The following is a 15,058-nucleotide window of genomic DNA, read 5'->3' on the forward strand; positions in this document are numbered from 1 at the left end:
CTTTAATCTTATTGAAATGAAAAAACTGATCATGGTTATTTTAACCATATGGATAACTATTGCCCCGATTTTTGTAAACGCCCAGATAGCAACCGGTAAAATAACCGGTAAAGTACGGGATGCCGCCCAAAAGCCTGCTGATGGCGCTACCATAACACTACGCGGCGTAAAGGATTCTATAGTGCTTAAATACGAATTGGCAGATGCTGCCGGGAACTTTGTTTTTAACGGACTAAAAACCGGCCTTTACCGGGTGTTTATAACCGCCGCCGGTTATACCCCTTATAAAAGCGATACTATCGCTATCAGCGATAAGCAACCGGCGGTGTCGTTAAAAGAGGTGGTTTTGCAAACAGGTAACATTGCGCTTAAAGAGGTAAGTATCACCGGTAAAAAATCGTATATCGAACATAAGATAGACCGGACGGTGGTAAATGTAGATGCTATCATCAGCAATGCGGGTACTACAGCGCTGGAGGTGTTGGAGAAATCGCCGGGTGTGCTGGTTGATCAGAACGGGACAATCAGCCTTAAGGGGCAGCAAGGCGTTGTCATCTTTATTGATGATAAGCCCAGCTACCTGTCGGGAGCCGCCCTTGCCGATTACCTGCGCAGCCTGCCATCATCAAGCCTGCAACAAATAGAAATTATGACCAACCCGCCGGCCAAATATGATGCGGCAGGTAATGCGGGCGTTATCAATATCAAAACAAAAAAAACGCAGGTTAGGGGCTTTAACCTGGGGCTTAGTTTAAGCATTGGGCAGTCCCGGTATACCCGTACCAACAACAGCTTTAATTTCAATTATCGAAAAAATAAGCTCAACTTGTTTGGCAACCTGGCTTACACTGTGCGTAACAGTTATGCCGATGTTGCCATTTTTCGCCGGTACAAAAATACCGATGGCCAAACTACCGGTATTTTTAACCAGGATACCTATAACCGCCGCCGGGGGCATGGCGGTAAGGTTACCATTGGTGCCGATTATGATGCATCGCCAAATACAACCTTTGGCATAGCGCTCACCGGTTTGGCCCGCTATCCGTATTTGCTAAGTACAGGCACGGGCAACCTGTTAAATGCGGCAGGGCAGCTCGACTCAAGCGTGATTTCAAAAAACACCGAAAAGGGCAGCTTTAAAAATACAGCCCTGAACCTGAATTACCGGCACGAGTTTAAGAAAGACGGCCCGGATTTTACCGCCAACCTTGATTACCTGCATTATGCCACTACCAACCAGCAGGATTTTGACAGCCACACCTTTTTGCCCGGCGGGGCATTAATAGACCAAAGCAGTTTAAACGGCAACCTGCCGTCAAATATTAAAATACTATCTGGCAAGGCCGATTACGGGCATCCGCTGGGCGGCGGCATAAAACTGGAAGCCGGGGTAAAAACAAGCTATACCCAAACAGATAACGTGGCCGGTTATTTTAATACTCTAAACGGCAATACCACGCCCGATTATGATAAAACAAACCACTTTAATTATAAGGAGAATATTAATGCCGCATACCTTAACCTCAACAAGGAATTTAAAAGGCTGAGCATCCAGGCTGGTTTACGATTGGAGAATACCAGCTCGAAAGGACATCAGCTGGGCAACGTTATAAAACCCGATTCGGCCTTTAACCGTAATTATGCCAACCTGTTCCCAACCTTATTTGTGCAATATAAACTGGATAGCCTGGCCGATAACCAAATTCAGCTGAACTACGGCCGCCGTATTGACAGGCCGTATTACCAGGACCTGAACCCCTTTGTTTCTCCCCTGGATAAATTTACTTATTACATAGGGAACCCTTACCTGCAGCCATCGTTCGCCAATAAAATTGAGCTGGCCTATATTTTCAAAAACCATATTACCGGTACGCTCAGTTACAGCGACACAAAAAACGATACGGATGAAACTATCCAGATAGTAAACGGTATTTACTACAGCCGCCCCGGCAACATCGGCCATAAAACGGTAAGCAGCTTTTCTGTCGATGCCGACTTTGAGCCGGCAAAATGGCTTACTGTACAGGTAAATGGCGAGGTTACCCGCGTACACTCGCGCAGTAATTTTTACACCGGCTTATTGGATACCAAAGGCACGTTTGTATACGGGCAAGGCATTTTGCAGTTTAAGCTTAAAAAAGGTTTTAACCTGCAGGTTGATGGCAATTACCAAAGCAGTATTACCAGTGCCCAGTTTGTTACCGGTAGTAAGGGGGCTTTAAATGCAGCGGTATCAAAAAGTCTATCGCCCAAAGTAACGGTTAAATTGAGCGTGAACGATATTTTGTATACCAACATCAACCGGGGCACTATCAATAACCTGTACCTTACCGATGCCAGCTACACCAACCACGGCGACACCCGGTCGGCCCTGCTAACGCTCAGTTTCCGTTTCGGCAAAGCCGTAGCCGGCCAGCGCAAAAAAGAACAAACCGGCGCGGATACCGAGCAGGGGAGGGTGAAGAATTAGAAGGCATACGCTACCTGTAGAATCGACCGCGAGGCTTTCTGTTCATACTGCACCGACCTTAGCCCAATGTCATTAAGGTAGGGAATTAAGGTCGATTTAATATCGAATACCGAATATCCAATTTCGAATAATGAAGGAAAAACTTCGGTGTTGGATATTGGATATTCGGTGTTCAGTATTATTTGTCCCTTCTGTCCGCACCTTTATACGGTTGCCATGTCAAACGGTAATTTGCGGATGCGTTTGCCTGTCAAATCAAAAATAGCTTCTGTTAGGGCTGGTGCAAATGGCGGTAGTCCCGGCTCGCCAACACCACCGGCATTGGCATCATTTTCCATAATGTGCACCTCAACCAAAGGCATATCGTTAATTCTGGGCATTAAATAGTTATAAAAATTCCGTTGCTCTACCAACCCATCTTTAAAGGTAATTTCATGTGTAGTAGCAGCGCCAAGCGCCATAACAATGGCACCCTCTACCTGTGCATGAACAATATCCGGATTTACGTACCAGCCGCAGTCTACAACAGCCCACACCTTATCAATTTTTACCTTTTCACCGTTCTTTTTCGATACCTTAACAATCTGGCCAACGGTGGTTCCAAAGCATTCGGTAATGGCAACCCCAAATCCGTCGCCTTTGTTTTTCAGCTTCCAGCCCGAAACCTGTTCCATTTTATCTATTAGCTTTTGTTCCCGTTCTTCGTTTAAATAGCCTCGTCTAAAATCAAGCGGGTCTTTACCGGCAAGGTGCGCCATTTCGTTCAGGAAACTTTCGTAAGCAAAGCCATTGGTTGATGCATATACTGATCGCCACCAGATATTGGGGATAGGTGTTTCAAACGGCACATCGGCGAAGCTAATGTCTTTTATGCTTTTATAGTATGGGGCCAGGAAGCCTTCGGTAGTGCTGCGGTTGGCCCTGTCTTTAGGGCCTCCTTGCCAGTGAGCCGTGTTTTGCCCGGCCATCCGGAACTTTAAAGCGCTTAATTGCCCGTTGCTGATGGCGCCCTGGCAACGGTATGAGATGCCGGCCCGGTAGGGACCTTGTGTCATATCGTCTTCCCTGGTCCAAACTACCTGCACAGGGGTGCCGGTTTCTTTCGAGATCAGGCAAGCCTCGTGTGGATAGTCCATGAAGGCCTTTCGCCCGAAACCGCCGCCTAAAAAGGTCATGTTAACAATCACCTTTTCTTTCGGCAGCTTAAACTGCGCGCAAATGTAATCCTGCACCCATTCAGGTGCCTGTATCGGACCCCATATTTCCAGCTTATCGGGCTGGTAAAAAGCCACGCAATTCAGCGGCTCCATAGCGCTGTGCGACTGGTATGGTGTTTCATAAACCAAATCCAGCTTTTGGGTGGCTGTATTTAATATGGCATCCGGATCGCCCTGTTTCCTGGCAGATAAGCCTTCTTCGTTGTTAATGAGTTCATGTTGTTTTTTATAAATATCGGGCGTGTTCACGTGCTCAAAGCCGCTGTCGTCCCATTCAATGGTTAACGCTTTGCGGCCCTGTATGGCGGCCCAGGTGCTATCGGCTACCACAGCAATGCCGTCTCTGAAAGTTTGAAAAACACCCGTTTGTATTTTGAATACTTTTTTAACACCCGGAACTTTCAGCGCCGCGCTGGCATCAAATGATTTGAGTGTTCCGCGTAAGCGTGGGTTTCGCTCCACTACAGCATATAGCATCCCCGGCAGTTTAAAATCTAACCCGAAAATGGCTTTGCCGTTGGTTTTTAACGGGGTGTCCTGCCTGTGCAGCGGTTTGCCTATCTGTTTGTAATCGGACCGCTTTTTCAATACAACATCTTTAGGTGCTTCCAGTTTAGATGCTGCCTCCACCAGTTCGCCGTAATGAAATTTATTTCCTGTTGGACGATGGATCACGTGCCCGGCTTCGGCATAACATTCTGTTACCGGCACATTCCATTTGGTGGCTGCTGCCGCTATCAGCATTTCGCGTGCTGATGCACCTAATTTCAATAAATTCTTGTATGAACCACGGATGGTAGAGCTGCCGCCCGTTACCTGGTTGCCGTATTTTTGACGATCGCCCTGCGCGAAGCGTATGTTTACATCATTCAAATTAACTTCCAGTTCTTCTGCAACAATTTGCGGAACAGATTGGTAAGCACCCTGGCCCATCTCGGCCCGGTGGCTGAAAATAGTAACCTTGCCATTCGTGTCAATATGTATCCAGGCATTCATCTCTATATCCGAAGCCACCGCCGAATCTGCGGCAGCAACCTTAGCTTCTTCGGCGCCCGACGGAAAATACAGGCCAACAAGTAAAGCTGTTCCGGTAAGGCCCGCCGCCCTTAAAAAGTTTCTTCTTGATATGTTACTCACACTCATGGTATTCTGGTTATTGGTTAGGCTGTCTGTTACTTCTTTGGCGCGTATGCCCCGGTGGTTAGCCAGGTTATCCATGCTTTTTTAAATGCTGCGTGGCTCATGGGTGGCAGGGTACGGCCTTCGCCGGGGTTCCAGCCACTTAAAACCAAACCGTCATCAGCATGCTCAATCAGCTTTTTCATATCCTTATGGCCATTTTGTTTGGGATCGATGATCTGTTTGGCCAATTGCCGCGGGCTCCGGCCCTGGAATATCATTTTCATATCGGCCGGGGGCAAATGCCAGTTGGGGTTTCCCGGAGGCGTATGCAATCCAGGTGTATTTGTTGCCTGGTGGCAATTAGCGCATTTCATGGCATAAACACCCTTGCCATCAACTCCCCTTTGGGGCGACATGGTATGCAGGTGACTGTCGTCGCCCTGTAAAGGAATATTGCCCGAGGGGTGACAGTTCATACACCGGGCGCTCATCAAAACACTGTAAACCTGTTTAAACGCCTTAACCGATGCCACACTATCTTTCCTGACGACGATAGGGGCGGCCTCTCTCTTTCCGGGTTCGGAGTTTAGCCCGAAAGACATGATAGCTATGGCAGATAACAATACGCCAACTACAGCAAAGGCTCTCGCAACGCCCGTATAACGACGCTTATTTTTTAATTGCTTTTTCATTTGCTGGCGCTCTCCTTTCTCTGCAATTCTGCAGCTGTACGAATAGCTTTGCGAATACGCTGGTAGGTGCCGCAGCGGCAAATATTACCGGCCATGGCCGCGTCAATATCGGCATCGCTGGGGTTGTTATTTTCGCGAAGCAACACCGCCGCCGACATGATTTGGCCCGAATGACAGTAACCGCATTGCGGCACCTGCTCCTGGTTCCAGGCAAGCTGGGCCGGGTGGTCATTATTTTTAGAAAGACCTTCAATGGTGACGATCTTTTGACCTTCGGCACGGCTTACTTTGGTTACACATGACCGGACTGCCTGGTCATTCAGGTGAACAACGCAGGCACCGCACTGTGCCACGCCGCAGCCAAATTTTGTACCGGTGAGGCCAATAATATCCCGTATTACCCACAACAGTGGCATATTCGGGTCTGCCTCAATCTGATGCGGTGTTCCGTTTACATTAATGTTAATCATAGCATTTATAATTGGTATTAAATGTTAAAGCTTTAACTGCTATTTTTAGATATTGCAAAAATATCAAAAAAGCGTCCCGGTATCTCACCCCCGGAACGCCGTTACCGTTGGGTAATCAACTAAATCACCAATTTCATGCTGGTGATGCCTTTGGCGCTTTCCGGAAGCACGCTAAATGTCGTGTCAACGATAAATTGACGGATTGTCTTTAGTCCAAAGTCTTAAGTTCTAAGTCGAAAAAGGAAAAATTCAACTTTAGACTTACGACTTAATACTGTTGACTTAATACTAATATATAACTTTAATAAGTTTTCAATTCAATGAACGGTATTCATGGGGTGTTTGGCCCACCTGTTTTTTAAACAACCGTGTAAAGTGCTGCGGGTATTTAAAACCTAACTCATAAGCAACCTGGTTCACGGTTTTTTCACCGTCGAAGATCTTTTCTTTGGCAAGGTTAATAAGTTTAAACTGGATATACTCCTGCGCGGTTTTGCCGGTTTCTTTCTTCACAAGATCGCCAAAATAATTTGGCGATAAATTTAGTTCATCGGCACAATAGGCCACCGATGGCAGGCCAACTGTTTGAGGTTTTTCTGAAGAAAAGTAATTATTCAATAGCTTTTCAAACTTCTCAATGGTTCCCTTATACACGTGGTCGCGGGTGATGAATTGCCTGTCGTAAAAGCGAACGCTGTAATCCAAAAATAATTCAATGTTGGATACAATTAACCTCTTGCTGTGTTTATCAATCCCCCGTTCCAGTTCGTAATTTATTTTTGAAAAACAATCCAATACAATGCTCCGTTCCTTTTCAGATAAATGCAGCGCTTCGTTTGATTGGTAGCTAAAAAAGTTATAGTCCTGAATATGCCTGCCCAACGATGTACCATGAATTAAATCTGCATCAAAAGCCAGTACATGGCCTTTGGGCTGGTAGTACTCGCCATTACTGTTTACGCCAGCCACTTGTCCCGGCGCCATAAAAACCAATGTGCCCTCCTGGTAATCATAAGTGTTACGGCCATAAACCAGGTCGCCGCATTTAACATCTTTTAAAAATACGATGTAAAAGCCAAAATACATTTGTGAGCCCTGCCTGGGGGCAGCCTTTGACAGATCGACAACGCTAACCAATGGGTGCCTGGTTTCGTTGTTATTAAATGCATTGTATTCGCTAATCGTATTAAAACGCCGCATGCTGTCCATAATCTAATTCTTTATTCGAATTTACATTATTAATCAACGCATTAATCATACCAGCGCTTAAATCAGTAATAATGGTAGAAACATCCGTAATCTGTATCCTATCCCGTCAGATAAAACGCCTCACCTTTGTGTTGTTAAATATCCTTTATGCAAAAAGTAAAATTAAATAACGGTGTTGAAATGCCAATCCTCGGTTTTGGCGTTTTCCAGGTAACCGACCTGGCAGAATGTGAAAGAAATGTAGTGGATGCCATTGATACCGGCTACAGGTTAATTGATACCGCACAATCCTATATGAATGAAGAAGCCGTGGGTAAAGCCATTAAGCGCAGCGGTGTGGCCAGGGAAGAGCTGTTTATTACTACCAAGCTGTGGATTCAATCAAACGGTTACGACGGCGCTAAAAAGGCTTTTGAAGCTTCGTTGAAGAAGCTACAGCTGGATTATCTCGACCTTTACTTAATTCACCAGCCTTACGGCGATGTATATGGCGAATGGCGCGCGATGGAAGATTTGTACAAAGAAGGCAAGATACGTGCCATCGGCGTAAGCAACTTTCAGCCCGACAGGTTGATTGACCTGATTATCAACAACGAAATTGTGCCGGCTGTTAACCAGGTAGAAACGCACCCGTTTCACCAGCAAATTGATGCGCAGCAATTCATGATTGATAACAACGTGCAGATAGAATCATGGGGGCCTTTGCTGAGGGCAAGAATGATATGTTTAAAAATGAATTGCTGCAGGCCATTGGCAACAAATACAACAAGTCAATTGCCCAGGTAGTACTGCGCTGGCTTACCCAAAGGGGCGTGGTCGCTATTCCAAAATCGGTACGTAAGCAGCGCATGGCCGAAAACCTGGATAGCCTTGATTTCGAACTTACAACTGATGAAATGGAACGCATTAAAACATTGGATACCAATGCTAGCAGTTTTTTCGATCACCGCGATCCTAAAATGGTGAAATGGCTGGGAGAACGAAAATTGAATAACTAAAATTTAAACCTATGAAAATTCAACGTATTGGCTCTAAGCCGTCGGCAAAAGGGCCGGCCGAATATTTTACCGGTACTGTACGAATTGATCCGCTAAACGAACCACCCGCACCTGCGCGTGTAGCAATGGCGCTGGTGACATTTGAGCCGGGCGCGCGTACTGCCTGGCATACGCATCCCTTCGGTCAAACACTTATTGTTACCGCAGGAGCGGGCTGGGTACAGCGGGAGGGAGGTGTTAAAGAAAATATCTTTCCGGGCGATGTGGTTTACTTTGAACCGAACGAAAAGCACTGGCACGGCGCAACTACCACCACAGCCATGAGTCACATTGCTGTACAGGAAAAGGAGAATGGCTCACCGGTAGATTGGCTGGAGCAGGTTACAGACGAGGACTACAACGGTTAAAAAAAATGAAAAAGAGACAATTAGGAAATAGCGGGCTGGAAGTATCGGCCCTTGGATTGGGTTGCATGGGACTGAGTTTTGGCTACGGCCCGGCAACAGAAAAACAGGAAGCAATTAAATTAATACACGCCGCCTTTGAGCGCGGTGTTACGTTTTTTGATACAGCGGAAGCTTACGGGCCTTTTACCAATGAAGAGCTCTTAGGCGAGGCCCTGGAGCCTTTTCGCGACCAGGTGGTTATTGCCACCAAATTTGGCTTTAAAGACGGCAAACCACCCCTTGGTTTAGATAGCCGGCCCGAGCATATCCGTAAGGTTGCTGAAGCCGCATTGATACGTTTGAGAACAGACCACATCGACTTGTTTTATCAACATCGCGTTGATCCGAATGTGCCGATGGAGGACGTTGCAGGTACAGTTAAAGATTTGATTGCCGAAGGCAAGGTTAAACATTTTGGCCTGTCGGAAGCTGGGGTTGGCGCTATCCGCAAAGCGCATGCGATACAACCGGTTGCGGCCCTGCAAAGCGAATATTCCCTTTGGTGGCGCGAACCTGAGCAGGATATAATACCTGTACTGGAAGAACTGGGTATTGGTTTCGTGCCGTTTAGTCCGCTGGGTAAAGGGTTTTTAACGGGCGCCATTAATGGGAGTACCACATTTGATAAAAGCGATTTCAGGAACACAGTTCCTCGTTTCTCCGAAGAAAACCGGAAGGCGAACCAGGCATTGGTTGAGGTACTTGGCCTTATTGCCAAAGACAAAAACGCAACGCCTGCCCAAATTGCGTTGGCCTGGCTGCTTTCGCAAAAGCCCTGGATTGTTCCAATTCCCGGTACCACAAAAATGCACCGTTTGGAAGAGAATTTGGGTGCTGAGGATATCCGGTTATCTGCCAAAGATCTCCTTGAGATTGGCAATAGCCTGTCACAAATCGAGGTGCACGGCCATCGTTATTCCGAACAGGGACAAAAAATGGTTAACCGTTAAAATAATTATTATGAAAAAATTACTGCTCATTACCTGCGGATTATTTGCCGGGTTTACAATGCGGGCAACTGCTCAAAATGCCCCGGTTTTTCCAAAGGGCGAAATTTCAACTGTTAATAATCATACCGGAACAGTTTGGCTTACCGAACTTAACAAAGCCGATAGTACTATTGATATTAATGTGGCCAATGCAACTTTCGCGGCGGGTGCAAAACTCGATTGGCACATCCATCCCGCTGGGCAAATCCTGATGATTACCGAGGGGACAGGCTATTACCAGGAAAAAGGTAAGCCAATCCGCATTGTTCATAAAGGGGATGTTATCAATTGCGACCCGGGTGTGGCACACTGGCACGGCGCATCGCCCAATAGTTTGTTCACCTATATAGCGGTAAGCACAAACAGTGCTAAAAATAAAACCATATGGCTGCAAAGGGTAACCGATGCCGAGTACAACAGCGCAAATTAATTTCTTAATATATACAAACCTATTTTACAACCAAAAATATGAAAGCAATCATTATCGCGCTGTTCATGTGTATTGCCGGTGTGCAGTTATCCCTTGGCCAGGCCAAATTGCCCGGTGCGGCATCAACAACTACAACTAAGGACGAACAGGAACTACTTGACCTATCCAAAACGAAATGGACATGGATGGCCGGCAAAAATGTAGATGCATTAACCGGGCTGTTTGCCGAGAACTGTGTATTTGTGCACATGGGCGGAAGCTGGGGTAAAACCCAGGAACTGAATACCATTAAGGGCGGCTTCATCTGGTATAAACAAGCCGAGGTTTACGGGGCATCTGTAAATATTTTCGGTAATACGGCTATCCTGTTAAATGATATCGATTTGCTGGCAGTAGTGGGTGGTAACGAAGTTGTGCATGCGTTTATGGTGACCGAGGTATACCTTAAAGAAAACGGCAAATGGAAAATGGGTTCGCTTACTTTTTCAACATTAATACGGCCGGTTAAAATGAAAACCAACATAGCCCAACCGGCACAACCACAACACTAATCTTTTAAGTATGAACCGTCGTAACCCTTTAAAATCCGCTTAACAAGCGGAAGAGAAACAACAAGCATGCTGATCCGTATAATAGCTAACCAAAAAACAAGCTGGACTTTGGGCTTGTGATAACTGACGTAAACAAAGATATATTTATGAAAAATGTAATTGTTGTAATTGGCGCAGGTTCCATCGGCCAGGCCATTGCCCGCCGAGTGAGTGCCGGAAAGCATATTTTACTGGCCGACCTGAAACAAGATAATGCCGACGCTGCTGCCAAAGTGTTGGGCGAGGCTGGTTTCGAAGTAAGCACTACAACGGTTGATATTTCATCCCGTACGTCTGTCCGGGCATTGGTCGAAAAGGCTACGTCAATCGGCAGCGTTACCGGGTTGATACAAGCTGCCGGTGTATCGCCTTCGCAGGCATCGCCTTCAACAATATTGCATATCGATCTCTATGGCAACGCTGTTATATTGGAAGAATTTGGCAAGGTGATTGCAAGCGGTGGATCTGGTGTAGTTATCGCTTCGCAGTCGGGCCACCGCTTGCCCGCATTAACCCCTGAACAGGATAAAGCATTGGCAACCACACCTGCAGACGAATTGCTGGCTTTAGATTTTTTGCAGCCCGCCCAGGTAAAAGATTCATTGCGTGCCTATCAATTATCAAAGCGCGGAAATTCACTGCGCGTAATGGCCGAAGCTGTGAATTGGGGCAAGCGCGGTGCGCGGATAAACGCGATTAGCCCTGGAATTATCATTACGCCGCTGGCTAAGGACGAATTAAACGGCCCGCGTGGCGAAGGTTATCGCAAAATGATCAATATCTCGGCTGCCGGAAGGGCCGGTACCCCCGACGAGGTTGGCAACGTAGGCGCTTTGCTCATGGGGCAGGACGGCGCTTTCATAACCGGCAGTGATTTTTTGATGGATGGCGGCGTAACGGCGGCTTACTGGTACGGCGACCTTGCCCCTAAATAATGATATTAGCGTTAACAATTTAATGCAAGGAAAAGAGGCTGTTTCAGATAATGAGACAGCCTCTTTATTATAAGTATTGCCAGCATAAAAGTCAGGCCGAACGAATCAACAATAATTCCGCCCGCCTAATAGCCGGAGTGTATAAAATATTAGGATTTCAACGGTCCAACGTGCCGGTAGGTGTTCACGAGTAAACCTGTTGGCGTGGCTTTCGAGTCGACAAAAACAAGTTCCCTGGCGTTAATGCTGTCCGCTAATAAGCGTTTACCATGGCCAAGCAAAACCGGGTAGGTGATGAGCACAACCTCGTCGGCCAGTCCCTGGTCAAGCAATACCGACGTTAGGGTCGAGCTTCCCACAACAATCAAGTCGGGGCCGTCTGTTTGTTTGAGATCACGAATGGCCTCTATAACGTCCTCACCCAAATGCTGCACCGGTCCCCATTCCAGGCTGGCGGGGTTGTGGGTTGCTATGTATTTTGTTGCAGCGTTTATGGCGTTTGCCATCGGGAAATCTCCGGCATTGGGCCAAAAACTACTGAATATATCGTAAGTGTGGCGACCAAGCAGCAGGTCGAAATTTGGCCCGTAAGCTTCAAATAGCATTGCCGCCCCGGCAGGGCTACGGTAGGGCGTAGTCCATGCCCCGTAGGTGTAGTCTCCGTCGTGTTCAATCACGCCATCCAGCGAGATATGTTCAAAAATTCTGATTTTTCTCATTTTGTTTATAATTAGTTCATAGATAAATCTGAGATTGAAATTCGTCTTTAAAAATATCCGGTACTATTTTATTACTTTAAAAAGTCGTCAAGGTAACCTGCTATTGTTTTTGTTTGCATCATCAGGCTCACATGGCTCTGCGCGGGCACAATGGCTAAATGTGATTTTGGCATCGGCCCCAAATCGGCAGCTACGCCACCTCCCAGTAATTTGTATGTTTTCATCAACTCTACTTTATCAAGGCCATCATTGTCGCCCGAGATGAGCAATACCGGCGATGTGATTTTGGCAATATTGGCGTCGCCCACGTCAAAAGGCACCCCGGCAAAAGCAATCATTTGTTCAATAAACTTTGTCCATTTTGTTTTATCGGGTGCTACTGCATCATATGCCGTTTTTATAGGCGTATTGTTAAAAAACTCGGGCTTAAAGCCTTTAAATCCATCGTTTATAACCGGCAGCCAGCCACCGGATTTGTAGGTAGAAGAAATGATCACCAGTTTTTTTACCCGTTTAGGGCTTTTCACAACCAGTTGGTAAGCTATAGAGCCACCCATACTATAACCTGCAACATCGGCACTGTCAATTTTTAAAAAATCCATAACCCCTACCACATCACTGGCCATGGTAGCAATATCTAATTTTCTGTCCGAAAACGGGGTGTGCCCATGCCCCTGCATTTCAACGGCAATTACCTTTCTTGTTTTTGCCAGTTCAGGTATTAACTGGCCCCAGTTCATCTCGATGGTATAAAATGCACCATGCAGCAAAACCAGGGGCTTACCCTCGCCATATACCTCATAATAAACCTTAATGCCATTAACAGGCGCATAGCCACTATTTGCAGGTTTAAGCTGCTGGCCATAACACTGCAATACGGTAAAAAAAAGCAAAGCAATTATGAATGCAGGTTTCATGACATCAGTTCCTTTAAATACTCTTTTCATAAAATGTGATTTAAGTTGTTTCGATTTTATTGACAATACAAATATCGATAGCATTCCGGGATTTTATACTGGGCAGAAGTGACAATTTGAGGGGTGGATAACGACATAGGGTTGACGGTATATGGGGGCTGGTGTAGGGTGGTTGGTTGTAGTTGGTTGCGAGAACAAACGGCGGTTGTGATTTGCTTTCAATCTTTAAACAACTGATATTTGGAACAACATCGGTTAATTGGGGCAGGGCCTTACTTAAGTTGTGATTTGCTTTCAATCTTTAAACAACTGATATTTGGAACAACTATGGTAACTGGTCATGAACTCGGCCGGTGTTGTGATTTGCTTTCATTCTTTGAACAACTGATATTTGAATCAACATGGCAGTTTCACAAACGTGCCGGTTTCGAGTTGTGATTTGCTTTCATTCTTTGAACAACTGATATTTGAATCAACAACTGCTTATACCACCTTTATTCAAACCCTGTTGTGATTTGCTTTCATTCTTTGAACAACTGATATTTGAATCAACACCACCCCTTTTTTTTAAAAAAAAGGGAACGTTGTGATTTGCTTTCATTCTTTGAACAACTGATATTTGAATCAACGGTAACGCTAACATTTACAACAGAAAGCCTGTTGTGATTTGCTTTCATTCTTTGAACAACTGATATTTGAATCAACCGCAAACGCATCGCCATACGCCGATCTGAGTTGTGATTTGCTTTCATTCTTTGAACAACTGATATTTGAATCAACGGTTGGGATATAAGTCAAAACCCTTCAAAGGTTGTGATTTGCTTTCATTCTTTGAACAACTGATATTTGAATCAACGCTTACCCGCAGGCTGTATTTAGGGTTTGTGTTGTGATTTGCTTTCATTCTTTGAACAACTGATATTTGAATCAACCGGCAAGGTGTTTAGAACCTTCCGCAGGCAGTTGTGATTTGCTTTCATTCTTTGAACAACTGATATTTGAATCAACCCGTTCCGAGTTCGGAATGGTTTGAAATTAGTTGTGATTTGCTTTCATTCTTTGAACAACTGATATTTGAATCAACTGACGGCAAGCTGCTGCCCGGATGGGATATGTTGTGATTTGCTTTCATTCTTTGAACAACTGATATTTGAATCAACTTTTACTTTTGAAATAAGCATCTACATATTGTTGTGATTTGCTTTCATTCTTTGAACAACTGATATTTGAATCAACCAAGTGGATAATAAGGATTGATAGCTATTTGTTGTGATTTGCTTTCATTCTTTGAACAACTGATATTTGAATCAACAGGGGTTTAAAATAAAAAAGCCTCACAAGTGTTGTGATTTGCTTTCATTCTTTGAACAACTGATATTTGAATCAACTTTGCTTTTTTATGATCAACCTCGCCGCCTGTTGTGATTTGCTTTCATTCTTTGAACAACTGATATTTGAATCAACTAAAGAAGATGATGTAAATTTTGCCGATCGGTTGTGATTTGCTTTCATTCTTTGAACAACTGATATTTGAATCAACAAGTTGCAGCAATTATAAACCGGAAATCACGTTGTGATTTGCTTTCATTCTTTGAACAACTGATATTTGAATCAACGCTTACCCGCAGGCTGTATTTAGGGTTTGTGTTGTGATTTGCTTTCATTCTTTGAACAACTGATATTTGAATCAACTGATCCCATTGCCGGCATGACCGCATTGCGGTTGTGATTTGCTTTCATTCTTTGAACAACTGATATTTGAATCAACCCGGAAAATGGTGTACGCAAGAGAGCTCGGTTGTGATTTGCTTTCATTCTTTGAACAACTGATATTTGAATCAACACTATTAATGA

Annotated in this window: 14 protein-coding genes and 1 CRISPR repeat array (1 of these 15 only partly in view); of the genes, 8 read left to right on the forward strand and 6 right to left on the reverse strand. The window is 45.2% G+C overall.

Annotated features, from left to right (window positions below; translation table 11 throughout):
* Positions 1–16: 16 nt before the first annotated feature.
* Positions 17–2,470, forward strand: a complete 2,454-nt coding sequence (locus FSB76_RS25985; protein WP_147058618.1) for a TonB-dependent receptor — start codon at positions 17–19, stop codon at positions 2,468–2,470.
* Between the two features lie 203 nt (positions 2,471–2,673).
* On the opposite strand, the gene FSB76_RS25990 is transcribed toward FSB76_RS25985, so the two are convergent.
* The 4 genes from FSB76_RS25990 to FSB76_RS26005 form a co-directional block, all read right to left on the reverse strand.
* Positions 2,674–4,905, reverse strand: a complete 2,232-nt coding sequence (locus tag FSB76_RS25990) for a xanthine dehydrogenase family protein molybdopterin-binding subunit (RefSeq protein ID WP_225976317.1) — start codon at positions 4,903–4,905, stop codon at positions 2,674–2,676.
* Positions 4,860–5,501 (reverse strand): cytochrome c, encoded by a 642-nt coding sequence (locus FSB76_RS25995; protein ID WP_147058620.1) that lies wholly within the window; start codon positions 5,499–5,501, stop codon positions 4,860–4,862. Before FSB76_RS25995 ends, FSB76_RS25990 begins: the two co-directional genes overlap by 46 nt.
* Complete coding sequence (locus FSB76_RS26000; protein WP_147058622.1) at positions 5,498–5,971, reverse strand: (2Fe-2S)-binding protein; 474 nt, start codon at positions 5,969–5,971, stop codon at positions 5,498–5,500. Before FSB76_RS26000 ends, FSB76_RS25995 begins: the two co-directional genes overlap by 4 nt.
* A gap of 312 nt (positions 5,972–6,283) precedes the next feature.
* Positions 6,284–7,180 (reverse strand): helix-turn-helix domain-containing protein, encoded by an 897-nt coding sequence (locus tag FSB76_RS26005; protein ID WP_147058624.1) that lies wholly within the window; start codon positions 7,178–7,180, stop codon positions 6,284–6,286.
* Between the two features lie 147 nt (positions 7,181–7,327).
* Between FSB76_RS26005 and FSB76_RS26010 the strand changes: the two genes are divergently transcribed.
* The 7 genes from FSB76_RS26010 (at position 7,328) to FSB76_RS26035 (ending at position 11,568) form a co-directional block, all read left to right on the forward strand.
* The gene (locus FSB76_RS26010) at positions 7,328–7,966 is read left to right on the forward strand and encodes an aldo/keto reductase (protein ID WP_317131357.1); all 639 of its coding nucleotides are present in this window, start codon (positions 7,328–7,330) and stop codon (positions 7,964–7,966) included.
* Entirely contained in the window at positions 7,903–8,178 is a 276-nt protein-coding gene (locus tag FSB76_RS32865) for an aldo/keto reductase (protein WP_317131358.1), read from the forward strand. Before FSB76_RS26010 ends, FSB76_RS32865 begins: the two co-directional genes overlap by 64 nt.
* Positions 8,179–8,189: 11 nt before the next feature.
* Positions 8,190–8,585, forward strand: coding sequence for a (R)-mandelonitrile lyase (locus FSB76_RS26015; protein ID WP_147058626.1), 396 nt, complete (start codon positions 8,190–8,192; stop codon positions 8,583–8,585).
* Positions 8,586–8,590: 5 nt separating this feature from the next.
* The gene (locus tag FSB76_RS26020; protein WP_147058628.1) at positions 8,591–9,574 is read left to right on the forward strand and encodes an aldo/keto reductase; all 984 of its coding nucleotides are present in this window, start codon (positions 8,591–8,593) and stop codon (positions 9,572–9,574) included.
* A gap of 10 nt (positions 9,575–9,584) precedes the next feature.
* Positions 9,585–10,043: a cupin domain-containing protein gene (locus FSB76_RS26025; RefSeq protein WP_147058630.1), complete on the forward strand. Its 459-nt coding sequence runs from the start codon at positions 9,585–9,587 to the stop codon at positions 10,041–10,043.
* 38 nt (positions 10,044–10,081) lie between these two features.
* A complete protein-coding gene (locus FSB76_RS26030; RefSeq protein WP_147058632.1) occupies positions 10,082–10,594 on the forward strand; it encodes a nuclear transport factor 2 family protein in 513 nt (170 codons plus the stop codon).
* A 146-nt stretch (positions 10,595–10,740) separates the two neighbouring features.
* The gene (locus FSB76_RS26035) at positions 10,741–11,568 is read left to right on the forward strand and encodes an SDR family oxidoreductase (protein ID WP_147058634.1); all 828 of its coding nucleotides are present in this window, start codon (positions 10,741–10,743) and stop codon (positions 11,566–11,568) included.
* A 149-nt stretch (positions 11,569–11,717) separates the two neighbouring features.
* Here the strand turns inward: FSB76_RS26035 and FSB76_RS26040 are convergent, their stop codons facing one another.
* Complete coding sequence (locus tag FSB76_RS26040) at positions 11,718–12,287, reverse strand: dihydrofolate reductase family protein (protein WP_147058636.1); 570 nt, start codon at positions 12,285–12,287, stop codon at positions 11,718–11,720.
* A gap of 71 nt (positions 12,288–12,358) precedes the next feature.
* On the reverse strand, positions 12,359–13,234 hold the full coding sequence (locus FSB76_RS26045; protein WP_225976318.1) for an alpha/beta fold hydrolase: 876 nt from the start codon (positions 13,232–13,234) through the stop codon (positions 12,359–12,361).
* A 174-nt stretch (positions 13,235–13,408) separates the two neighbouring features.
* Positions 13,409–15,058: a CRISPR direct-repeat array (repeat unit 46 nt; unit sequence GTTGTGATTTGCTTTCATTCTTTGAACAACTGATATTTGAATCAAC); it runs 6,973 nt beyond the window's last position.

The organism is Mucilaginibacter ginsenosidivorax, assembly GCF_007971525.1.
GTDB classification, from domain to species: Bacteria; Bacteroidota; Bacteroidia; order Sphingobacteriales; family Sphingobacteriaceae; genus Mucilaginibacter; species Mucilaginibacter ginsenosidivorax.